Genomic DNA, 21,687 nt, shown 5'->3' on the forward strand with positions numbered 1-21,687 from the left:
AACCGTCGTATCCTTGGCAGCTGACTCTCCCTGCGGAAGGCATGGCAATGGACAAGGTTTACCCAAGCGCAACCAAGGCTCTCGACGGGCTGCTGTTCGACGACATGACGATCGCCGCCGGCGGCTTCGGCCTGTGCGGCATTCCCGAGAACCTGATCGGCGCGCTGCTGGAAGCCGGCACCAAGGGCCTGACCATCGTCGGCAACAATGCCGGCGTGGACGATTTCGGCATGGGTCCGCTGCTGAAGACGCATCAGGTGAAGCGCGTGTACGCCTCCTACGTGGGCGAGAACAAGGAATTCGAGCGCCAGGTGCTGGCCGGCGAGCTGGAGCTGCACCTGACCCCGCAAGGCACGCTGGCCGAGAAGCTGCGCGCCGGTGGCGCCGGCATCCCCGGTTTCTATACACGCACGGGCTACGGCACCAAGCTGGCCGAAGGCAAGGAAACCAAGGTCTTTGGCGACAAGGAATATGTGCTGGAGGAAGCCATCCACGCCGACGTCTCGATCGTGAAGGCGTGGAAGGGCGACCGCCTCGGCAACCTGGTATTCCGCGAGACCGCGCGCAACTTCAACCCGATGATCGCCACCTGCGGCAAGATCTGCGTGGCCGAGGTGGAGGAACTGGTCGAGGTCGGCGCGCTCGATCCGGACAACATCCACGTGCCGGGCATCTACATCGATCGCATCATACAGGGCGCGAACTACGAGAAGCGCATCGAGTTCCGCACCATCGCCGGCGCCAACACCGGCAAGGAAAGCCCGATCCGCACCGCGATGGCGCAGCGCGCCGCGAAGGAGTTGCGCGACGGCTACTACGTCAACCTCGGCATCGGCATCCCGACCCTGGTGGCGAACTTCATCCCCGAAGGGATGGACGTGATCCTGCAGTCGGAGAACGGCCTGCTTGGCATCGGCCCGTTCCCCACCGAGGACCGGATCGATCCCGACCTGATCAACGCCGGCAAGCAGACCATCACCACCCTGCCCGGCTCGAGCTTCTTCTCAAGCGCGGACTCGTTCGCGATGATCCGCGGCGGCCACATCGACCTGTCGATCCTCGGCGGCCTGGAAGTGTCCGCGCACGGCGACCTGGCGAACTGGATGGTGCCGGGCAAGATGGTCAAGGGCCCCGGCGGCGCGATGGACCTGGTCAGCGGCGTCAGGCGCGTGGTGGTGCTGATGGAGCACAACGCGAAGGACGGCTCGCCGAAGATCAAGGACGCCTGCGACCTGCCGCTGACCGGCAAGCAGGTGGTCGACCTGATCATCACCGACCTGTGCGTGTTCGAGGTGGCGAAAGGCCAGGGCCTGACCCTGATCGAACTGCATGACGGCGTGACGCTGGCCGACGTGAAGGCGAAGACCGGTTGCGCGTTTGCCGTGGCCGCTGCACTGGCCGGCTGAGCGACACCGTCATCGACGCTTCGCCAGGAGCGCACCCGGTGCGCTCCTAACCGAGGAAGGTACGCACCGCTGCCGCATCGAACGGCCAGTCCAGCTCGCGGCCATTGCGTGCATCGCGCAGCACCGGCACCCGGATGCCATAGCGCTGCTCCAGTTCGACCGTGTCGTCCACCCACACGCTGTCGAACTCCGGCGCACGCGCCTCGGCCAGCACGGCCAGCGCCAGGTCGCACAGGTGGCAGTAATCACGCTGGTACAGAATCAGATCGGACATGCGCTTGCGAATGGACTGCCAAAGGCGGGGACGCCGCGTAGAATAACCGGTTCACTCCCTTAACCCAGCAGCAAACCCATGGCCGTCAGCGTATTCGACCTGTTCAAGATCGGCATTGGCCCGTCCTCCTCGCACACGGTGGGACCGATGCGCGCGGCGGCACGTTTCGCCGAACGCTGGCTGGAAGAGAAAGGCGTGCTCGACCGGGTGACCCGCGTGCGCGCCGAGCTGTACGGCTCGCTGGCGATGACTGGCCGCGGCCACGGCACCGACAAGGCGGTGCTGCTCGGCTTCGAGGGCGAACACCCGGATACCGTCGATCCCGACCGGATCCCGGAAATCCTCAAGCGCATCCGCACCTCGCACCACATTCGCGTGCTCGGCAAACGCGAGATCGAGTTCGACGAAAAAAGCGACCTGGTCTTCAACAAGCGCCAGAAGCTGCCGTTCCACACCAACGGCATGCGCTTCAGCGCGTACGACGCCGAGGGCAACGAACTGGCCACGCGCGATTACTACTCGGTCGGCGGCGGCTTCGTGGTGAATCACGACGAAGCAGCGGAAGACCGCATCGTCGCCGACACCACCGAGCAGCCCTATCCGTTCTCCACCGGCGACCAGATGCTGGCGCTGTGCAAGCAGCACGACATGACGATCGCCCAGCTGATGATGGCGAACGAAAGCGTGTGGCGCCCCGAAGCGGAAACCCGCGCCGGCCTGCTGACGATCTGGAAGGCGATGCAGGATTGCGTCGACCGCGGGCTGCGTTCGCCTGGCACGCTGCCTGGCGGCCTGAAGGTGGCACGTCGCGCGCCGGCGATGGCCGAAGAGTTGCGCACCCAGCCGGAAGCCGCCCTGCGCGATCCGCTGACCATCCTGGACTGGGTCAACCTCTACGCACTGGCGGTGAACGAGGAGAACGCCGCCGGTGGCCGCGTGGTCACCGCGCCGACCAACGGCGCGGCAGGCATCGTGCCGGCGGTGGGCCACTACTACCTGCGCTTCTGCCCGAAGGCGAACGACGACGGCATCGTCGACTACCTGTTGACCGCCGCCGCGATCGGCATCCTGTACAAGGAAAACGCCTCGATCTCCGGTGCCGAAGTAGGCTGCCAGGGCGAAGTCGGCGTGGCCTGCTCGATGGCTGCCGGCGGCCTCACCGCCGCGCTCGGCGGCAGCGTGATGCAGGTGGAGAACGCCGCCGAGATCGGCATGGAGCACAACCTCGGCCTCACCTGCGACCCGATCGGCGGCCTGGTGCAGATCCCCTGCATCGAACGCAACGCGATGGGCTCGGTGAAGGCGATCAACGCCAGCCGCATGGCACTGAAGAGCGATGGCAAGCACCGCGTCTCGCTGGACAAGGTGATCAAGACCATGCGCGACACCGGCCGCGACATGAAGGACAAGTACAAGGAAACCAGCCGCGGCGGGCTCGCGGTCAACGTCATCGAGTGCTGAGTTGCCGGGCCGTCCCGGCAGCAACATGGCCACGGCGGATCCTGCGCGGACGGGCTCGCGCAGGATCCGCCCGAAAGCTCAACCTTGGCCGAGAAGCACGTCCACCACCTGCTGGGCCATGGCCTCGGCGCTGCGTTCCGCCGCGTGCAGATGCACTTCGGCATGCTCCGGCGGCTCGTACGGTGAATCGATACCCGTGAAATTGCGGATCTCGCCGGCACGCGCCTTGGCGTAGAGCCCTTTCGCGTCGCGCTGTTCGCAGATCGCCAGCGGCGTATCCATGAAGACCTCGCTGAACTCGCCCTCGGCGAACAGGTCCCGCGCCATGCGCCGCTCGCTGCGGAACGGGCTGATGAACGAGACCAGCACGATCAAACCGGCATCCACCATCAGCTTCGCCACCTCGGCCACGCGACGGATGTTCTCGACGCGATCCTCGGCGGTGAAGCCCAGATCGCGGTTGAGACCATGGCGCACGTTGTCGCCGTCCAGCATGTAGGTGTGATAACCCAAGGCGTGCAGGCGCTTCTCCACCAGGTTGGCGACGGTCGACTTGCCGGAGCCGGACAGGCCGGTGAACCACAGGCAGGCTGGTGCCTGGCCCTTGATCCGCGCGCGCGCGGTGCGATCGACGTCCAGGTGCTGCCAGTGGATGTTGTCGGCACGGCGCAGGGCGAAGTTCAGCGTGCCGGCGGCCACCGTGCCGTTGCTCTGCCGATCGATCAGGATGAACGCGCCCAGCGCATGGCAGTGCTCATACGACTCGAACGCGATGGCGTGATCCAGGCTGATGTTGCAGTAGCCCACCTCGTTCAATTCCAGCCGCTTGGCCGCCAGCGATTCCTGCGTGTTGACGTCGACCTTGTGCTTGATTTCGGTGACCTGCGCACTGACCGTGCGCGTGCCGATCTTCAGCCAATAGGAGCGCCCCGGCAGCAAGGGCGACTCGCCCATCCACAGCAGGTGCGCGGCAAACTGGTCGGCCACCTGCGGCGGCCGCACGGCGGCGGCAATGACGTCGCCGCGACTGATGTCGCGCTCGTCGGCCAGGGTCAGCGTGACCGTGTCGCCACGGCCGGCATGCGGCAAGTCGCCATCTGCGGTGACGATGCGCGCGACCTTCGAGCGGACGCCACTGGGCAGCACCACGACCTCGTCGCCGGGCGCAATCGAGCCGGCGACCACCTGGCCAGCGTAGCCACGGAAGTTCTGATCCGGCCGGCACACCCACTGCACCGGCAGGCGGAAACCGATCGCATCGGCGGCGCGCACGAGCTGCACCGTTTCCAGATGTTCCAGCAGGCTGGGGCCGTCGTACCAGCCAAGGTTGCGCGAACGGCTGCTGACATTCTCGCCACGCAACGCCGACAGCGGCACCGCCGTGACCTGTTCGATACCCATCGAAGCGGCCAACTCACGGTAAGCCACTTCGATCGGCCGGAACACGTCTTCGGCGTAATCCACCAGGTCCATCTTGTTTACCGCAAGCAGCACATGGCGGATGCCGAGCAGCGCGCAGATATACGTATGCCGGCGCGTCTGCGTCAGCAGGCCCTTGCGCGCATCGACCAGCATCACGGCAAGATCGGCAGTGGACGCACCCGTGGCCATGTTGCGCGTGTACTGCTCGTGGCCGGGGCAATCGGCCACGATGAACTTGCGCCGATCGGTGCTGAAGAAGCGGTAGGCGACATCGATGGTGATGCCCTGCTCGCGTTCGGCGGAGAGCCCGTCGACCAGCAAGGCGAAATCCAGCTCGCCGTTCTGCGTGCCGTGGCGCAGGCTGTCGCCTTCCAGCGCCGCCAGCTGGTCGTCGAACAGCAGCTTGCTGTCGTACAGCAGGCGTCCAAGCAAGGTGCTCTTGCCATCGTCGACGCTGCCGCAGGTGATGAAGCGCAGCAGGCTCTTGGTTTCATGTTGTTGCAGGTAGGCGTCGATCGCGCTGGCTGCCTCGTGCTCCATGCCCATCAGAAATAGCCCTCCTGCTTTTTCTTCTCCATCGACGCGGCCGGGTCATGGTCGATCACCCGGCCCTGGCGCTCGGAGGTGCGCGCCACCAGCATTTCCTGGATGACGGCCGGCAAAGTATCGGCCTCGGACTCAATCGCACCGGTCAGCGGATAGCAGCCCAGCGTGCGGAAGCGCACCTTGCGCAGTTGCGGGATCTCGCCCGGCTGCAACGGCATGCGCTCGTCGTCGACCATGATCAGCGCGCCGTCGCGCTCGACCACCGGCCGCTCGGCGGCGAGGTACAGCGACGGCACCTCGATCTTCTCGCGATAGATGTACAGCCAGATGTCCAGCTCGGTCCAGTTCGACAGCGGGAACACGCGCACGCTTTCGCCTTTGGCGATACGCGCGTTGTAGAGGTTCCACAGCTCCGGCCGCTGGCTCTTCGGATCCCAGCGGTGCTGCGCATTGCGGAACGAGAACACGCGTTCCTTGGCGCGCGACTTCTCCTCGTCGCGGCGGGCACCGCCGATCGCGGCATCGAACTGGTACTTGTCCAGCGCCTGCTTCAGCGCCTGGGTCTTCATCACGTCGGTATGCACGGTCGCGCCGTGGCTGAACGGGCCGATGCCCTGCGCCACGCCGTCCTGGTTGATGTGCACGATCAACCGACAGCCGGTTTCCCGGGCGCGGCGATCGCGGAAGGCGATCATCTCGCGGAATTTCCACGTGGTGTCCACATGCAGCAGCGGGATCGGCGGCGGCGCCGGATAAAACGCCTTGTGCAGCAGGTGCAGCAATACCGAGGAGTCCTTGCCGACCGAATACATCATCACCGGGTTGCGGAATTCCGCCGCCACCTCGCGCAGGATGTGGATGCTTTCCGATTCCAGTTGATTTAGATGCGATGCGTGCGCAAGCGTGTCGATGTTGGTCATGTCGCTGCCGTTGATATCCGTCGGGATTCTAGTCGGGGCGACGCCGTTTGCGTAATGACCAGCGGATTTATGCATATGCGGACACCCCCGGACATGGCCGGACCCCGTTGCCTGAGTCTCGATGACGAAAGGGGCCTCGAAAAACCGCGCCTTTGCTCGTCATGCCGGCGAACCCGAACAGGAGACAAGAGCAGGAATGACGAGGGCTTTCGAGGTTTCCACAGGTGACTACACGCCTGCATCGAGATGAACCGCACCATCCGCCACCTGCACGGCCACCTGGCGCAGATGCTCGCCGCGGCAGGGACCGGCGATGCACAACCCATCGGCCTGGCTGAAGCTGGCGCCGTGCACGGCGCAGATCAACATGCCGTCCTTCAGCAGGAATTTGCCCGGTGCATAGTCAAGCCGGCGCCCGGCATGCGGGCAGACGTTGAGATAGCCGCACACCCGATCGCCTTGCCGCAGCAGGATCAGGCTCTCCTCGCCACCCGGCAGCGGGGCATCGACCGCGGTGGCGCCGCCATCGGGAATCTCGTCCAGCCGGCACAACAACGGGACGGAGGTCACTGTATCCATCGGCACTTGCCTCGCGGGCCGGATGGCCCCATGGTTGCACGCATGATTTCAAGCGTAAGTCGTTGATTTTACCATACGGATTTTTAACACATGTACTTCACCCTGCCCTCCCTGCGTCGCTCCCGTCATCCGCTGGTTCGCGTCCTGTCGCTGCTGGTCGGCATGGCGGTGCTCGGCGTGTTGCTGGTGTTTGGCCTGGTGGTTGCCGGCGTGCTGCTGGTCGGCGGCAGCCTGTTGCTGGCCTGGCGCCAGTGGCGACAGGCGAAGTCGCCCGCCGGACCCGCCGCAGCGCGCGCCGCACACCAGCCTGACATACTGGAAGGCGAGTTCGTGGTGATCCAGCAGGGTCGTCCAGTCACGCACTGAGGCGCGTGCCGCCACGGTCCGGGCCGCATCGCGGCCCAAATCGCGCTCACAAAATCCGTCGGGCTCGCGGATAATCCGCCGTCCCCTCACGATCCGCCCCCATGTCCGACCATCCTGTGGCCGCCGCGCCGCATCGCCTGAGTGAGCCCCGACTCCTGATTCCGCTGGCGCTGTTCGCGCTGTACGTGATCTGGGGTTCGACTTACCTGGGTATCCGCTACGCGCTGGAAAGCTACCCGCCGTTCCTACTCGCCAGCGTGCGCTTCGTCTGCGCCGGCACCGCGCTGTATGGCTTTCTGCGCCTGCGTGGCATCGCGCCGCCGACGCCGCTGCAATGGCGCAATGCGGCTTTCACCGGCCTGCTGCTGCTCGGCTTCGGCAACGGCCTGGTCTGTTTCGCGGAAGAGCGGGTGAGCTCCGGCATTGCCGCCGTGGCGGTGGCCAGCATGCCGCTGTTCGCCGCGCTGTTCTCCGGCATGTATGGCGAGTGGCCGAACCGGCGCGAGAGCATCGGCCTGGCGATCGGCTTCGCCGGCGTGATCGTGCTGAACCTTGGCAGCAGCCTGTCCGGCTCACGGTTCGGCGCGCTGGCGCTGCTGGTGGCGGCGATGTGCTGGGCATTCGGCTCGGCCTGGAGTCGCCGCCGCGAAATGCCGCCGGGGCCCATGAACACCGCCGCGCAGATGCTCTGCGCGAGTGTCGCCTTGCTGATCTTCGGCTTCGCCAGCGGCGAACACTTTCCTGCACATCCCACCGCACGCGCCACCCTGGCGGTGGTCTATCTGGCCGTGTTCGGCTCGCTGATCGCGTTCAGCGCCTACCTGTATGTGCTGAAACATGCACGGCCTGCGCTGAGCACCAGCTACGCCTACGTGAACCCGCCCGTGGCGGTGCTGTTCGGCGTGCTGCTGGCCGGCGAACACATCGGACCCTACGACCTGGCCGGCATGTCCATCATCCTGCTCGGCGTGCTGGTGATCACCCTGGCAAAACAGAAGCGGGCACACTGACGCGACCCGCTGTCGTCGGCTCCGTCCGGGACTGGCTCAGCGCCAACCGGACGTGATCGGATAACGCCGCTCGCGACCGAACGCTCGCGTGGTCACGCGCGGTCCGGGCGCCGACTGCCGGCGCTTGAATTCGTTCAGCAGCACCAGCCGCACCACCCGGCGCACGGTGTCCGCATGAAAGCCTTGCGCGGCGATTTCAGCCTGCGACTGCTCGCCCTCGATGAAGCGTTCAAGGATCGCATCCAGTTCGTCATACGGCGGCAGCGAATCCTGGTCGGTCTGGTTGTCGCGCAACTCGGCCGACGGCGGACGCTCGATCACGGCCGACGGAATGCACTCGGGCTCGCCCCGCCCTGCGGCGTGCGCGTTGCGCCAGCGCGACAGCTTGTACACCACGGTCTTGTAGACGTCCTTCAACGGCGCGTAGGCGCCGCACATGTCGCCGTACAGGGTGGCGTAGCCCACCGCCATCTCGCTCTTGTTGCCGGTCGCCAGCAACAGCCGGCCATGCTTGTTCGACAGCGCCATCAGCATCACGCCGCGGGTGCGCGACTGCAGGTTTTCCTCGGTGGTGTCGGCGCCCTTGCCGGCGAATGCCGGGGTCAGCGCGTCGACGAACGACTGGCAGGTCTGCTCGATGTCGATCACGTGGTAGTCGACGCCCAGCCGCGCCGCCTGCGCACGCGCGCCGTCCAGCGACAGTTGCGAGGTGTAGCGCGTAGGCATCATCACCGCGGTGACGCGTTCGGCGCCCAGCGCATCGACTGCCAGCGCCAGCGTCAGCGCCGAGTCGATGCCGCCGGACAAGCCCAGCAGCACGCCGCCGAACCCGTTCTTGTCGATGTAGTCGCGGATGCCGCGCACCAAGGCCGCATAGAGCGTGGCCTCGATGCATGCATCCGCGCACACCGGCCAGTCCTCGGCGTGCAACCTCCGTGTCGCCGGATCGAACTCGGCCCACAGCAGCGCGTCGACGAAGGCTGGCGCGCGCGCAGCAATCGAGCCGTCGCCGTTGACCAGCAGCGAAGCGCCGTCATAGACCACTTCGTCCTGGCCACCGACCAGGTTCAGGTAGACGATCGCACAACCGGTTTCGCGCGCGCGCTCGATCAGCACCCCCTCACGCCCAGCCTGCTTGGCCTCGTCCCATGGCGAGGCGTTGATCACCACGATCAGCTCGGCACCTGCCGCTGCGGCCTGCGCCGCCGGCTCTGGTTGCCAAATGTCTTCGCAGATCAACAGCCCAATACAGACGCCATCGATCACCGTGGCTGCCGTCGCATGGCCCGGACGGAAATAACGCTTGTCGTCGAACACGCCGTAATTCGGCAGCGCCTGCTTGTGGGCCGTTGCCTCGATGCGTCCGCCGCGCAGCAGACTGGCAGCGTTGTACACCTCGCCCTCGCTGTGCGGATGCCCGACCAGCGCGGCAACACCATTGGTCGCTTGTGCCAGCACGTCAAGCTCACTCTCGCAGGCAGCGAGGAAGCTTGGCCGCAGCAGCAGATCCTCTGGCGGATAGCCACTCAAGCTCAGCTCGGGGAAAACCACCAGCGACGCGCCGCCCGCACGCGCCTGCGTCATCAGGTCCTCCACCTTGGCCGCATTGGCCGCGACCGCGCCAACCGGAAAATCGAACTGCGCAAGCGCGAGACGTAGCGGGGACATACCGGCAAATCCGTGTTTCGGGGCAGTTCCCAATGATACCCGAGGCACCCGTCCACCCTCGCCTACGCACCCACCGGCTGGATCAGCAACAACACCGCCAGGGTGCACATGAAAGCGGCCACGGCCACGTCGAATACCCGCCACGCCACCGGGCTGCGGAATACCGGCAGGAGCGCGCGAGCACCATGGCCCAGAGAGAGAAACCACAGCACGCTGGCCGTGGACGCGCCGCCCGCGAAGACCCAACGCCCATCGCCGGCGTAATGGGTGGAAAGACTGCCGAGCAGCACCACCGTGTCGAGATAGACGTGTGGGTTGAGCAGAGTGAAGCCCAGGCAGGCCAGCACGACGCGCCGCCAGTCGCCGGCGCCGTCGCTGGCTGGCTGCAGCCCGCTCTTCCCGCGCCATGCGCGCCACAACGCCAGCGCGCCATACGCCGCGAGGAACGCCGCGCCGGCATAGCGCAGCCACTGCAGCAGGCCTGGATGCTGTTGCACAGCCAGCCCCATGCCAGCCACGCCGAGCAGAATCAGGCAGACGTCCGCCACGATGCACACCAGCACCACGGCACCGACATGGCTGCGCTGCAGCCCTTGCCGGAGCACGAAGGCGTTCTGTGCACCGATCGCGATGATCAGGCCCGCACCCGCTGCAAGGCCGGCCAGGTAAGCCGAAAAGAACATGTCCGAAGCCCTCGGAAAGACCGTCACTGTGGCGAACGCCCATGATTCAGTAAAACTAAATATCCTTAGCCATATTTAGTTTTACTAATCAGGCAGACGAAGCCACATCAAAATCGACGGGCACCCGCTCATGAGCCTCCTCAATCCCCAACTCGCCGCCCTTGTCGCCGTGCTCGACGAAGGCAGCTTCGAGGGCGCGGCGCGGCGACTCTCCGTGACGCCATCGGCCGTCTCGCAGCGGATCAAGGCGCTGGAGGATCGCCTGGGCCAGGTGCTGATCCTGCGGCACTCCCCATGCACGGCCACCCCTGCCGGCGAGCGCCTGCTGCGCAGCGTGCAGCAGATGCGATTGCTGGAAGCCGAGGCGCTGCAAGCATTCCAGGTCGACGACGATGGCGCCGCCCCCACGTCCGTCGCCATCGCCGTCAACGCGGACTCGCTCGCCACCTGGTTCCTCTCGGCACTGACAAATCTGCACGAGCAGCACCGGCTGCTGTTCGACATACGCGTGGAGGATCAGGATCATTCCACCGACCTGCTGCGCGATGGCTCGGTGCTTGGCGCCATCACGGCCAGCGCCCGGCCGGTGCAGGGCTGCAACGTGAGCAAACTGGGGGTGATGCGCTACCTGCCCGTGGCCTCACCTGCGTTCGTCGCGCGGCATTTCGCACAAGGCTTGGATGCCATCTCGCTGGGCAAGGCCCCCATGCTGGTGTTCAACCGCAAGGATGCGCTGCAGTGGCGCTTCATGCACCGCGTGACGCGCGCGCGACTCGCACCGCCCATGCACTACCTGCCATCCTCCACCGCCTTCGTGGAAGGTGCAGCGCTGGGCCTGGGCTGGGCGATGGCGCCGGAGTCGATGCTGACCAAGTCGTTCGCGGAAGGCGCGCTCAAGCCAATCGCACCCGACCACTGGCTGGACGTGCCCCTGTACTGGCAGCACTGGTCGATCCGTTCGAACACCCTGTCGACAGTGACGAAAGCCCTGCTGCAGGCTGCCCGGCAAGGACTTCGAAGCACCTCGCACATGCACAAGTGATGGCAGTCGGCAAACGAAAAGGGCCGCGTCTCGCGGCCCTTTCCATATCGGTCGTGCAGACCCGACTTACTTCTTCATCAGCTTGGCGAGCGTCTTGCCCAGATCGGCCGGCGACTTCACCGTGGTGACGCCGGCCTTCTCCAGCGCGGCGAACTTTGCCGCCGCGGTGCCCTTGCCGCCGGAGATGATCGCACCGGCGTGGCCCATGCGCTTGCCGGCCGGGGCCGAGGCGCCGGCGATGAACGAGACCACCGGCTTGGTGACGTATTCGCCGATGAACTCGGCGGCGTCTTCCTCGGCGCTGCCGCCGATCTCGCCGACCATGATGATGCCTTCGGTCTGCGGATCGTCCTGGAACAGCTTCAGGCAGTCGATGAAGCTGAGCCCGTTGATCGGGTCGCCGCCGATGCCGATGCAGGTGGACTGGCCCAGGCCTTCGTTGGTGGTCTGGAACACCGCTTCATAGGTCAGCGTGCCGGAACGCGACACGATGCCGACCTTGCCCGGCATGTGGATGTGGCCCGGCATGATGCCGATCTTGCACTCGCCCGGGGTGATCACGCCGGGGCAGTTCGGCCCGATCAGCACGGTTTCCGGATGCTGCGCCAGCACGTTCTTCACGCGCAGCATGTCCAGCACCGGGATGCCCTCGGTGATCGCCACGATCACGCGGATGCCGGCGTCGATCGCTTCGAGGATCGAGTCGGCCGCGAACGGCGGCGGCACGAAGATCACCGACGCATCGGCGCCGGTCTCGAGGACAGCCTCATCCATCGAGTTGAACACCGGCAGGCCGATGTGCTCGGAACCACCCTTGCCTGGCGTGACGCCGCCGACGACCTTGGTGCCGTAGTCCAGTGCCTGTTGCGCGTGGAAGGTACCCTGCTGGCCGGTGAAGCCCTGCACAAGCACCTTGGTATTCTTGTTGACGAGAACGCTCATGGTTCGATTGCTCCTCAGGCCTTGGCCGCAGCCACGGCTTTCTGCGCCGCGTCGTTGAGATCGTCGGCCGGCGTGATCGCCAGGCCGGAGTTGGCCAGCAGTTCGCGGCCCTTCTCCACATTGGTGCCCTGCAGGCGCACCACTACCGGAATCGTCAGGCCCACTTCCTTCACCGCGGCGATGATGCCCTCGGCGATCAGGTCGCAGCGCACGATGCCGCCGAAGATGTTGACCAGGATGGCCTTCACCTTGTCGGAGGAGAGGATCAGCTTGAACGCCTCGGTGACGCGCTCCTTGGTGGCGCCGCCGCCGACGTCGAGGAAGTTGGCCGGCTCGCCGCCGGCCAGCTTGATCACGTCCATCGTGGCCATCGCCAGGCCGGCGCCGTTGACCATGCAGCCGATCGAGCCGTCCATCGTCACGTAGTTGAGGTTGTTCTGCACTGCGGCTGCTTCGGCCGCGTCCTCCTGGGTCAGGTCGCGCATCGCGGCCAGGTCGGGATGGCGGAACTCGGCGTTGTCGTCGGAGTTCACCTTGCCGTCGAGCGCGGCGAGGTTGCCGTCTTCCAGCACCGCGAGCGGGTTCAGCTCGACCAGGGCCAGATCCTTCTCGTTGAACAACTTGTACAGGCCCAGCATGATCTTGGTCAGCTGGTTCACCTGCTTGGCGGTCAGATCCATCGCGAAACCGAGCTGGCGGCACTGGTACGGCTGCAGGCCTTCGACGAAATCCACCACGATGGTGTGGATGTCTTCCGGGGTGTCCTTGGCGACCTGTTCGATGTCCACGCCGCCATGCTTGGAAGCGATGAACGAAACGGACTTGCTGTCGCGGTCGACCAGGATCGACAGGTACAGCTCGCGGGCGATATTGGTCGCGTCGGTCACCAGCACCAGGTTCACCGGCAGCGCGCGGCCGGCGGACTGGTAGGTTTCCATGTGGGTGCCGAGCATGCCCTTGGCGGCGGCACGCACATCGTCAAAGCTGCGGCAGAACTTGACGCCGCCGGACTTGCCGCGGCCACCGGCGTGGATCTGCGCCTTGACCATCCATTGCGTGCCGCCGAGGTGCTTGGCGGCATCGACGGCGGCGTCGGGGGAGTTGGCAACTTTGCCCGGCGGCACGGCAATGCCGTACTGCGCGAACAGTTCTTTGGCCTGGTATTCGTGGAAATTCATTCGATACCTCGAGCGAACGGGAAAACATGGCGGCCGCACGCTTGAACACGACGTGGGTCAGGGAAGATCGGACAGCGGAGTGGCACGCTGCCGAAAGCAGTGCGCATGCCAGTGAACCGGCAAAAACCGCGCAATACGGCCGCCTATTTTCGCGGAAGCGGGCGGTAATGGAAAGAGCGGCGTGTCCGGGCCGCCCCGCAGCCCGGTTTCATGCGCCTTGCGAGCGCACTCCAACGCCGATCAGCCCGTCTATACTCGCCCGGAACCGCCATGGAGTGCATCCCACGTGTCCAGCACGCCACCCTTCACCACCCCCCGCGCGGGTACTGCGACGATCCGCCACGAGTTGACCTTCCTCAACGTGTTCCGGCTGGTGCAGGCGCTGGTCTACGCCGGGCTGGCGTTCAGTCCGGGCGGGATGGGGTGGCCGGAACTGGCCAAGCCCGGTCTTGCCCGTGGGGTAACCTCGGCTTATCTGCTGTTTGCGCTGATTGCGCTGCTGTTCAACCGGCGCAGCATGGCATACGTCAACACCGCGGTTTCGGCGACCCTGGCCGTGGACATCTTCGCCGCCGTGCTGGCCATTGGCGCGATGCACGATGCGCGTATCGGCATCGCGATGATGCTGGCGGTGAACCTGAGCGCGGGCGCGCTGATCCTGCCTTTGCGGCTGTCCAGTTTCTTTGCCGCGCTGGCCACCCTGGGCATCCTCGGCCATACCTTGTTCGGCACGTCGTCGAACAATCCGGCCGATCGCGACCTGCTGGAGGCGGCACTGTTCGGCCTGGCCTATTTCGCCAGCAGCACGCTATGCCACGTGCTGGGCCGCCAGCTGCGCGCCACCGAGGCGCTGGCCGAGCAGCGCAGCACCGATCTGGCCAACCTGGCCCAGGTCAACGAATTGATCATCCGCCGCATGAAGACCGGCGTACTGCTGGTGGACGACGCCAACCGCATCCACCAGATCAACGAATCTGCCTGGATGCTGATGGGCAACCCCCGTGCCGACCAGCGCGACCTGGGCCAGCTGGCGCCGGAACTGTCGCGCCGGCTGTATCACTGGATGACCTCGGGCAAGCTGGACGAAACCGCCACCCAGCTCGCCGACGGCGTGCCCGAGGTAGTGCCGCGCTTCAGCCGGCTGGCGCCGAACGATGACTCACACGTGCTGATCTTCCTGGACGACACCTCGCTGCTGTCGCGCCGCGCGGAAGAGCTCACGCTCAGCTCGCTGGGCCGCCTGTCCGCCTCGATCGCCCACGAGATCCGCAACCCGCTGGCAGCCATCCGCTACTCGGCGCAGTTGCTGGCCGAATCGACCAGCATGGATGCCACCGACCAGCGCATGGTCGAGATCATCAACAATCACTGCATCCGGCTCAACGAGATCATCGAGAACATCCTGCAGCTGTCGCGCCGCGAGCGCTCGCGCCCGGAAACGCTGGACCTCGGCCACTGGGCCCAGGCCTTCGTCGAGGAATATTCACAGGGCAACGACCTCGGCATCGATTCGCTGCGTGCGATCGCGAGCAATGGTGCGCCGGTGGCGGCGGTGGCCGATCCGCAGCAACTGCAGCAGGTGGTGTGGAACCTGGTGCAGAACGCGCTGCGTTATGGCCGCCTGCCGGGCGAGCCGGCGCGGGTGATGGTGGTGACCCGGCAGGGCGAGCACGGCGTGCCGATCCTCGAAGTGATCGATCGTGGCCCCGGCATCGCGCCCAAGGTCGCCGCGCAGATCTTCGAACCGTTCTATACCACCCACGAATACGGCACCGGGCTGGGCCTGTACCTGGCCCGGCAGATGAGCGAGGCCAACCAGGCCGCGCTGGAATACGTTCGCGTGGCCGGGGGCGGCAGCTGTTTCCGGCTGGTGCTGACACCGCCGGCCCGCGGCCTCGCCGAACCCGCCGAAACCACCCAAGGCGCTTCGCGTTGACGTTTCGGGCGTGAACCGTTGCGACCTTGCTGGATAACCGAAGACAGGTCACACGATGAAGCCCGCCGCATGGATCTGCCTCTCGCTCGGCCTGATCTTCACGCAGCATGCTGCTGCCGACACTGCGTCCACACCGATCCTGGTCGGGAATACGGACAACCAGATCGCGTTGCTACCCGCGGCGTCTGTCCCGCAGGTGCTGCGCCTGGCCGGCAGCGGCGGTACCACCTGGCAAGGCATGGATGCCGAGACCTTTGTCGGCAGCGCGACGATCGATGGTGTGGCGGTTGCGCTGCACTGGCGATTCGACCCTGGCGCCAGCCGCATCCGCAGCGATTCCGTCAGCCTCGCCTACGCGGATCGGTCGACCGGCCTGCGGCTTTATTGGGAATGGCGGGCGACGGCACGGCATGGCCCGATCGAACACGTGATCCGCATCGAGAACCCGGGCCGGCACGAGGTCTGGATCCCGTTGCAGGACAGTTTTCGCTTTGCCTGGAAGGTCGCCGCGGATCAGCCGCTGGAGCAGTTGTGGATCGACAAGGGCGCCGGCGAAGCGCCACCCGTCGGGACGCATCTGGTGCCGGTCAGCGAGGGTTATCGCTGGCATGGCGCATCGAGCACGTTCGCACATCCGGCAGCGGGCGAGCCGCGCGAGATCATCCCGTACTTCCTGGTCCGTGACGAGGGCTCCACGCATCGTGGATGGTATGTCGGGGTGGAGTTCAGTGGCCGCATCGCGATGGCGCTGAAGCGGCACGGCGATGTGCTCGAAGGCGTGGCGGGGCTCGATCCCGAACCCGGCCCCTTCCGCACACGCCTGGCGCCCGGAGCAACCTTCAGCACCCCGACCGTGTTCGTCGGCGCCAGCGATGGCGACGTGGACACTACCGGCAACACGCTGCGGCGCTGGGTGCGCGAGGTATTGAATGATCCCGCCATCTTGCGCGATCCCGCCTATCCGACGGTGACCGTCAACAGCTGGGGCAGCGCGATGGCGATCACCGACGCACAGGCCCGGCACATGATCGACGATGCACGCCGCCTGGGTTTCGAGATGTTCCATCTCGATGCCGGCTGGTTCCGCGCGGTCGGCGACTGGTATCCGGACCCGCGGAAATTTCCGCACGGCATTGCGGCGATTTCGGATTACGCGCATAGCCGCGGCCTGAAGTTCGGCCTCTGGACCGACTGGGCGCAGGCGGGCACGAGTGCGCAGCGCGGCGCACTTAACGTCGCCGATCCGCATGTGCGCGACTGGCTGACCACCGATCCGCCAGCGGGCTGGCAACCCGCGGAGTTCAAGGGCATCACCATCGACCTGGGCGCACCCGCCGCACAGGCGTGGGCGACGCGCGAAGTCGATCGCATCGTGCGCGACTATCACGTCGACATGCTTGAGCACGACGGTTATGTCGTCGCCCAGGGCTGCGCCCGCGCCGATCATCCGCATGCGCCGGCCGACCCCGCCGGCACCCGGCGCTACAGCGATGATGATTTCCTCTGGGTCGACAGTTCCAATTCGACCGATGTCAGCCTGCACGCCACGCAGGCTTACTACGAGATACAGGCAGGGCTGCGACGCGCGCACCCAGGCCTGATGCTCGAAATCTGCAACGACGGCGGGCGCATGGTCGATTTCGGCAGCGCCGCGCACGGCGATTACTTCTCCATCGTCGACGCCTACGACCCGCTATCCAACCGGCAGGCGTTCTACGACGCCAGCCACGTACTGCCACCGGCGATGCTCGAGGCCTATGTGAAGGCATGGCCGACGCCGCACATCGAGAATTTCCGCTACATGCTGCGCAGCGGGATGATGGGCTGGCTGACGGTGATGATCGACAGCAACAGCTGGAGTCCGCAGCAGCATGCCGCCGCGGCCAGGGAGATCGCATTCTACAAATCGACCCTGCGCCCGTTGATCCGCGATGCCGACCTGTACCACGTGGGACCCCGGCCGGACGGCAAGGGCTGGGACGGACTGGAATATTTCGATGCCGGCCGGGACCGGGGCGTGCTCTACGCTTTCCATGGCAGCGCGGCCACGCCGGGCGGATTCCGCTTCAACTTGCGTGGACTGCGCGGCAATCGCAGATACCGGCTGCATTTCAGGGATCACTCGTCGCCTGATCGCGAAGCAAGCGGGCGCGAGCTGATGCAGGCTGGCCTTGTCGTGGCGCTGCCCATGGCGGACTCGTCCGAACTGGTGACGATCGAGGCCTTGCGATGACCTCCAGACATCACCTGGTGCTGGCAGTGTTGTTTGCCTGCGCCGTATTCACGTCGCGACAGGCTGCCGGGGCCCAGGTCGAAACGAACGCATCCGCGACGCAAACGCATCAGGACGACAGGCTGCAGAACGGCAGGCTGGTGGTCCAGCCTGGGGTGATCATCGCGGCCGCAGCCGCGTATCGGAATCCGAACCCGGCATTGCAGGCGATGCTGCGTTCGGCCCTGCTCAACACTGGCACGCAGATCGTGGAAGCGGGCGATGGCACCGCCTACGTGAGAACCGGCGACATTCCCGCCGAATGGCTGCGCGACTCCAGCGTGCAGGTCGAGGCAACCTATCTCGACTACGCCCGCGATCCGCAGGTACGCGCCCTGTTCAAGGCCGTGATCCAGCGTCAGGCGAAGTACCTGATCGTCGATCCGTATGCCAACGCGTTCAAACAGGACTACACGGTGTGGGAACGCAAGTTCGAACTGGACTCGCTGTGCTATCCGATTCTGCTCGCGTGGAAGTATTACCGGGTGACCGGCGATGCGTCGGTATTCACGCCAGAGCTCAGACAAGCCTTTCTGCACGTGCTCGACGTCATGAAGATCGAGCAGGATCACCGACGCAGCAGCAGGTACCGCTTCAAGTCCGACACCGAGGAAGCCGGCATCAATCCGGTCGCCCATACCGGCATGATCTGGACCGGCTTCCGTCCCTCGGACGACCCGTGCGTCTACAACTACCTGATCCCCGCCGAGATGATGGCGGTGCAGGCCTTGTCGGCGCTTGTGGATATCGCCGCGGTCTATCGCGATCCGCGGATGGCAGCACGCGCCGGGAAGCTGCGCCGGCAAGTGCATGCAGGCATCCAGAGATACGGCATCGTGAAGGGGCCTGACGGCAAACCGATCTATGCCTATGAAGTCGACGGGCTCGGCCACGCGAACCTGATGGACGATGCGAACCTTCCGAACCTGCTTTCGGCGCCGTATTTCGGTTATGTCGGCATTGACGATCCGATCTACCGGAACACCCGGCATTTCGTGCTCTCACGGGCCAACCCGTTTTACTACTCCGGTCCGCTCGCAGCCGGACTGGGCAGCCCGCACACTCCCGTCGGCATGATCTGGCCGCTGGGGCTGCTTGCCGAAGGATTCACCACGAACGACCCGGCCGAGCAGCAGCGCGTGCTGGCCATGTTGCTGGCCAGCGACCCGGGCGACCACCGGCTGCATGAATCCTTCGATCCTCGCGATCCCACGAAATTCACCCGCGAGGATTTCGGCTGGCCCAATGCATTCTTCACCGAATACATCGCGAAGCTGCATGGGGCTCCGGCGCACCCCACACCAAGTACGGCGGCCCTGCATTTCGATGTGGAATCCACACACTGACCGCGCGGGTGAATCTTGCGGGCCACGCGGGCTCGCGCGCAGTATGGGAATCACCGAGCAGGACAGGAAATCGACGAATGGCGGGCAATTCCAGTTTCCCTTCCAAGGGATCGCACAGCGGCAATCAGGCAGGTTTCACGGTCAGCTCCAGCGCGCCCGGCTCAATCAGTTACTCCGTCGCCACGCCGACGGTTGCCCCGGCATTGCGATCGTTCGATCTCTTCCCTACCCGTATCTGGCAGGCACAGATGCCCGCGCTGACAACGCATCTGCAGGAGTGGGCAAGTACCGTGCTGGCGCTACGGGCTGCCAGCCCGCGACCGGCAGGACGTACCAATCGCCAGGGCTGGAACAGCGAGGACATGGCGGTACTGGAGCAGCCCGTCTTTGCGCCGCTGCGACAGGCGATACGTTCGGGTTGCACCAGCGCGTTGAGCGAGATGGGCGTGCGCGATGTCCCGTTCCAGCTGCAATCATGGATCAACCTGCATGACCGCGGCGGCTTCAACTTCCTGCATGTGCACGAAGGCTGCCTGCTGTCGGGCTGCTTCTACCTCAAAGTGCCCGCGGGTTCGGGCAAGCTGGTGTTCCGCGATCCGCGGCCCGGTGTCATTCATGGCTACGTGAAGGGTGCCGTGCCGAACGGCTACAGCGATATCCAGCTGACCCCCGATGCCGGCTTGCTGGTGCTGTTCCCGAGCTGGATGGAACACTTCGTGGAACCCCACGACAGCGACGAGCCGCGCATCTCGATCTCCTTCAATGCGGTGACGGCGTAGACCAGGGGCACCAAGCTACCGGCGATCGGGCACCACATCGAAGGCCACCGTAAGACGCGTCTGGTCGCCTGAAAAAGGCACCGTGCCATGCCAGAAATAGGACGGGAACAGCACCAGCATGCCGGTCTCGGGACGTACCGCGTGCTCGGCCGGCAAGCTAGGCGTCGTGGCGATGCTGGGCTCGCCGAACGTGAGGAGCCCGTCCTGGCTTCGCTGATCGGCCATGCTGTCAGGCAATTCGATATAGCAGGCCGAGGAAATCCATCCGCGCGGATGCACGTGGTTGGTGTGGAAGCCCGACGTGCGCAGCCGCACCGACCAGCTGCCATTGAAGCGCCAGCTCCCCTGGTTGCGCCGGCGCAGCGGATCGTTGCCGCGACCGATCTGCTCCATATAGCGCCGGATGGGCGCTTCGAAGGCCTGGAACAAGGCCTGGATCACCGGGTCCGTACTGCGCGTCAGTTCCTCGGTGGTCTCCGTGCCATGCCGCAAGGATTGAAACAGCAGCGGGTGGTTGTGGGCACGATGCAGGCGCTCGAGGCTGCTCTTCACATCGGCGAGAAAACTGCCCAGATCCGACCATCGCGATGGCACGTCGAGCTGCTGCGGCACGACCCATCGCTGGTAATCGCAAAGCTCTTGGTAACGCGCATCGCCCAGCAGGCGCCAGGCCGTGGTCTGCAGCGCGATGAGATATTGGTCGTCGGGAGTGCTCGCCAGCAACGCGTCACAATGGGGCAACGCGCCGGCAGCGTCGCCGATACCGAGCTGGGCGGCGAGCAGGAGCTTGCGTGCCCCCATGTCGTTCGGCATGGCACGCAAGGCGCGCCCGGCCAGGCCCAACGCGGCCGCGGGATCGAATTCCAGCGCCGCCAGACCGGCGCGCACCAGCAGTGCCGGCGGAGCACCCGCACGCGAAACCGGCTCGGCGAGACAGGCGTACGCGCTGCGCGCATCCCCCGCCCCCTGCAGAATGGCCGCCTTCGCCGCCCACAGGGCATCGTCGTTGGCAAACGTCCGCAAGGCCTGATCCATCGTGGCGGTTGCCTGCGCGCTGTCACCGGTACGCATCCATACCAGCCGTGCAAGATGGTTGTGCGCCTCCAGCAGGCGCGGCTCCAGCCGCAGGCAGGCGCGCAACGCCGTCTCGGCCCGATCGAAGTCGCCGAGCGCGATCAAGCTGCGCGCATGGGTGTAATGCAGCATCGCATTCGGTTGTCCCTGGGCCAGCGCCTGGCGGGCGACGCGCTCCGCCTCGGCAGGCTGGTTCGCGGCATCCAGGGCCATCGCCAGGGCATGCGCAGCGAGAGGATGCCCGGGCGCAGCCGCCACCGCCTGGCGGAACGTGGCCACCGCTTCGCCCTGACGCCCGAGCGCGGCAAGACCGGCGACATGCTGCGCAACCAACTCCGCGTCCGCCTGACCGTTCGCGCAAAAGCGGGCAGTCACCTCCACCGCCTGGGCTGGACGCTGCGTGTCGTTGTAGTAGCGCGCAAGCACCAACGCTGCGCGTGGATACGGCGGCGATCCCGCACAGGCGCGCTGCAGCAGGGGCTCGGCTTCGCCGGCCCGACCGCTGCCGAGCAGCAGCTCGCCGAGGGTTGCCAACGTGGGCGTCCAACCGGGATCGAGCGCAAGCGCTTCACGCAAGCTGGCTTCCGCACCGGCAGCATCGCCAAGCGCCTGCTTGGCACCGGCGAGCAGTCGGCGCGCTTCGGCGAACTGCGGGTTTTCGCTTACGACCGCTTCGAGTTGCTCATGCGCAAGCCGGAAATTCCCGGCCTGCAGCAACGTACTGATGTGTCGCAGGGACTCAATGACAGCGGACGAGATCATGGGTATCCCACGGCGGACTGG

General features: G+C 65.8%; 18 protein-coding genes. 9 read left to right on the forward strand and 9 right to left on the reverse strand.

The genetic code is table 11. From position 1 onward, the window contains the following. The first annotated feature begins 47 nt into the window (after positions 1-47). Entirely contained in the window at positions 48-1,406 is a 1,359-nt protein-coding gene (locus B0E46_RS08770) for a 3-oxoacid CoA-transferase (protein ID WP_077555397.1), read from the forward strand. Positions 1,407-1,452: 46 nt separating this feature from the next. Here the strand turns inward: B0E46_RS08770 and B0E46_RS08775 are convergent, their stop codons facing one another. After that, positions 1,453-1,680 carry a glutaredoxin family protein gene (locus B0E46_RS08775; protein ID WP_077555398.1) on the reverse strand — a complete coding sequence of 76 codons (228 nt, stop codon included), beginning with the start codon at positions 1,678-1,680 and terminating at the stop codon, positions 1,453-1,455. A 78-nt stretch (positions 1,681-1,758) separates the two neighbouring features. Here B0E46_RS08775 and B0E46_RS08780 point away from each other — a divergent pair, with 78 nt between their 5' ends. Then, positions 1,759-3,141 (forward strand): L-serine ammonia-lyase, encoded by a 1,383-nt coding sequence (locus B0E46_RS08780; protein WP_077555399.1) that lies wholly within the window; start codon positions 1,759-1,761, stop codon positions 3,139-3,141. A 78-nt stretch (positions 3,142-3,219) separates the two neighbouring features. Here B0E46_RS08780 and cysN read toward each other — a convergent pair whose 3' ends face one another. From cysN to B0E46_RS08795, 3 genes are all read right to left on the reverse strand, one after another. Beyond that, positions 3,220-5,109 (reverse strand): sulfate adenylyltransferase subunit CysN, encoded by a 1,890-nt coding sequence (gene cysN / locus B0E46_RS08785; protein WP_139350481.1) that lies wholly within the window; start codon positions 5,107-5,109, stop codon positions 3,220-3,222. After that, entirely contained in the window at positions 5,109-6,029 is a 921-nt protein-coding gene (gene cysD, locus B0E46_RS08790; protein ID WP_077555400.1) for a sulfate adenylyltransferase subunit CysD, read from the reverse strand. Before cysD ends, cysN begins: the two co-directional genes overlap by 1 nt. Positions 6,030-6,257: 228 nt before the next feature. Then, a complete protein-coding gene (locus B0E46_RS08795) occupies positions 6,258-6,608 on the reverse strand; it encodes a Rieske 2Fe-2S domain-containing protein (RefSeq protein ID WP_077555401.1) in 351 nt (116 codons plus the stop codon). A gap of 90 nt (positions 6,609-6,698) precedes the next feature. Here B0E46_RS08795 and B0E46_RS08800 point away from each other — a divergent pair, with 90 nt between their 5' ends. Both B0E46_RS08800 and yedA read left to right on the forward strand, forming a co-directional pair. Beyond that, on the forward strand, positions 6,699-6,974 hold the full coding sequence (locus tag B0E46_RS08800) for a hypothetical protein (RefSeq protein ID WP_077555402.1): 276 nt from the start codon (positions 6,699-6,701) through the stop codon (positions 6,972-6,974). Between the two features lie 101 nt (positions 6,975-7,075). Then, the gene (yedA, locus tag B0E46_RS08805; protein ID WP_077555403.1) at positions 7,076-7,984 is read left to right on the forward strand and encodes a drug/metabolite exporter YedA; all 909 of its coding nucleotides are present in this window, start codon (positions 7,076-7,078) and stop codon (positions 7,982-7,984) included. Positions 7,985-8,020: 36 nt separating this feature from the next. Here yedA and B0E46_RS08810 read toward each other — a convergent pair whose 3' ends face one another. After that, complete coding sequence (locus B0E46_RS08810; RefSeq protein WP_077555404.1) at positions 8,021-9,652, reverse strand: NAD+ synthase; 1,632 nt, start codon at positions 9,650-9,652, stop codon at positions 8,021-8,023. A 62-nt stretch (positions 9,653-9,714) separates the two neighbouring features. Beyond that, the gene (locus tag B0E46_RS08815; protein WP_077555405.1) at positions 9,715-10,335 is read right to left on the reverse strand and encodes a LysE/ArgO family amino acid transporter; all 621 of its coding nucleotides are present in this window, start codon (positions 10,333-10,335) and stop codon (positions 9,715-9,717) included. A gap of 130 nt (positions 10,336-10,465) precedes the next feature. On the opposite strand from B0E46_RS08815, the gene B0E46_RS08820 reads away from it, so the two are divergent. After that, positions 10,466-11,377, forward strand: coding sequence for a LysR family transcriptional regulator ArgP (locus tag B0E46_RS08820; RefSeq protein WP_077555406.1), 912 nt, complete (start codon positions 10,466-10,468; stop codon positions 11,375-11,377). 66 nt (positions 11,378-11,443) lie between these two features. Here B0E46_RS08820 and sucD read toward each other — a convergent pair whose 3' ends face one another. Continuing rightward, complete coding sequence (sucD, locus tag B0E46_RS08825; protein ID WP_077555407.1) at positions 11,444-12,319, reverse strand: succinate--CoA ligase subunit alpha; 876 nt, start codon at positions 12,317-12,319, stop codon at positions 11,444-11,446. Between the two features lie 14 nt (positions 12,320-12,333). Further along, positions 12,334-13,497, reverse strand: coding sequence for an ADP-forming succinate--CoA ligase subunit beta (gene sucC / locus B0E46_RS08830; RefSeq protein ID WP_077555408.1), 1,164 nt, complete (start codon positions 13,495-13,497; stop codon positions 12,334-12,336). A 286-nt stretch (positions 13,498-13,783) separates the two neighbouring features. On the opposite strand from sucC, the gene B0E46_RS08835 reads away from it, so the two are divergent. The 4 genes from B0E46_RS08835 to B0E46_RS08850 all read left to right on the forward strand — a co-directional run bounded on the left by B0E46_RS08835 (position 13,784) and on the right by B0E46_RS08850 (position 19,830). Next, the gene (locus tag B0E46_RS08835) at positions 13,784-15,433 is read left to right on the forward strand and encodes an ATP-binding protein (protein ID WP_077555409.1); all 1,650 of its coding nucleotides are present in this window, start codon (positions 13,784-13,786) and stop codon (positions 15,431-15,433) included. A 55-nt stretch (positions 15,434-15,488) separates the two neighbouring features. Continuing rightward, positions 15,489-17,666 (forward strand): alpha-galactosidase, encoded by a 2,178-nt coding sequence (locus tag B0E46_RS08840; RefSeq protein WP_077555410.1) that lies wholly within the window; start codon positions 15,489-15,491, stop codon positions 17,664-17,666. Next, positions 17,663-19,051, forward strand: a complete 1,389-nt coding sequence (locus B0E46_RS08845) for a glycoside hydrolase family 125 protein (RefSeq protein WP_077555411.1) — start codon at positions 17,663-17,665, stop codon at positions 19,049-19,051. Before B0E46_RS08840 ends, B0E46_RS08845 begins: the two co-directional genes overlap by 4 nt. Positions 19,052-19,128: 77 nt before the next feature. Beyond that, positions 19,129-19,830 (forward strand): TIGR02466 family protein, encoded by a 702-nt coding sequence (locus tag B0E46_RS08850; RefSeq protein ID WP_077555412.1) that lies wholly within the window; start codon positions 19,129-19,131, stop codon positions 19,828-19,830. 15 nt (positions 19,831-19,845) lie between these two features. On the opposite strand, the gene B0E46_RS08855 is transcribed toward B0E46_RS08850, so the two are convergent. Further along, a complete protein-coding gene (locus B0E46_RS08855) occupies positions 19,846-21,666 on the reverse strand; it encodes a tetratricopeptide repeat protein (protein WP_168171168.1) in 1,821 nt (606 codons plus the stop codon). Positions 21,667-21,687 lie beyond the last annotated feature (21 nt).

Origin of the sequence: Rhodanobacter sp. B04 (genome assembly GCF_002001125.1) — a bacterium.
Lineage (GTDB): Bacteria > Pseudomonadota > Gammaproteobacteria > Xanthomonadales > Rhodanobacteraceae > Rhodanobacter.

What these genes read in the sequence shown, in the direction of transcription:
- B0E46_RS08775 (WP_077555398.1), bottom strand. Translation starts at nt 1,680, where the DNA reads ATGTCCGATCTGATTCTGTACCAGCGTGATTACTGCCACCTGTGCGAC.
- B0E46_RS08800 (WP_077555402.1), top strand. Translation starts at nt 6,699, where the DNA reads ATGTACTTCACCCTGCCCTCCCTGCGTCGCTCCCGTCATCCGCTGGTT.
- B0E46_RS08845 (WP_077555411.1), top strand. Translation starts at nt 17,663, where the DNA reads ATGACCTCCAGACATCACCTGGTGCTGGCAGTGTTGTTTGCCTGCGCC.
- cysD (WP_077555400.1), bottom strand. Translation starts at nt 6,029, where the DNA reads ATGACCAACATCGACACGCTTGCGCACGCATCGCATCTAAATCAACTG.
- sucC (WP_077555408.1), bottom strand. Translation starts at nt 13,497, where the DNA reads ATGAATTTCCACGAATACCAGGCCAAAGAACTGTTCGCGCAGTACGGC.
- B0E46_RS08820 (WP_077555406.1), top strand. Translation starts at nt 10,466, where the DNA reads ATGAGCCTCCTCAATCCCCAACTCGCCGCCCTTGTCGCCGTGCTCGAC.
- B0E46_RS08780 (WP_077555399.1), top strand. Translation starts at nt 1,759, where the DNA reads ATGGCCGTCAGCGTATTCGACCTGTTCAAGATCGGCATTGGCCCGTCC.
- cysN (WP_139350481.1), bottom strand. Translation starts at nt 5,109, where the DNA reads ATGGGCATGGAGCACGAGGCAGCCAGCGCGATCGACGCCTACCTGCAA.
- B0E46_RS08840 (WP_077555410.1), top strand. Translation starts at nt 15,489, where the DNA reads ATGAAGCCCGCCGCATGGATCTGCCTCTCGCTCGGCCTGATCTTCACG.
- B0E46_RS08810 (WP_077555404.1), bottom strand. Translation starts at nt 9,652, where the DNA reads ATGTCCCCGCTACGTCTCGCGCTTGCGCAGTTCGATTTTCCGGTTGGC.
- B0E46_RS08795 (WP_077555401.1), bottom strand. Translation starts at nt 6,608, where the DNA reads ATGGATACAGTGACCTCCGTCCCGTTGTTGTGCCGGCTGGACGAGATT.
- B0E46_RS08770 (WP_077555397.1), top strand. Translation starts at nt 48, where the DNA reads ATGGACAAGGTTTACCCAAGCGCAACCAAGGCTCTCGACGGGCTGCTG.
- sucD (WP_077555407.1), bottom strand. Translation starts at nt 12,319, where the DNA reads ATGAGCGTTCTCGTCAACAAGAATACCAAGGTGCTTGTGCAGGGCTTC.
- yedA (WP_077555403.1), top strand. Translation starts at nt 7,076, where the DNA reads ATGTCCGACCATCCTGTGGCCGCCGCGCCGCATCGCCTGAGTGAGCCC.
- B0E46_RS08855 (WP_168171168.1), bottom strand. Translation starts at nt 21,666, where the DNA reads ATGATCTCGTCCGCTGTCATTGAGTCCCTGCGACACATCAGTACGTTG.
- B0E46_RS08850 (WP_077555412.1), top strand. Translation starts at nt 19,129, where the DNA reads ATGGCGGGCAATTCCAGTTTCCCTTCCAAGGGATCGCACAGCGGCAAT.
- B0E46_RS08815 (WP_077555405.1), bottom strand. Translation starts at nt 10,335, where the DNA reads ATGTTCTTTTCGGCTTACCTGGCCGGCCTTGCAGCGGGTGCGGGCCTG.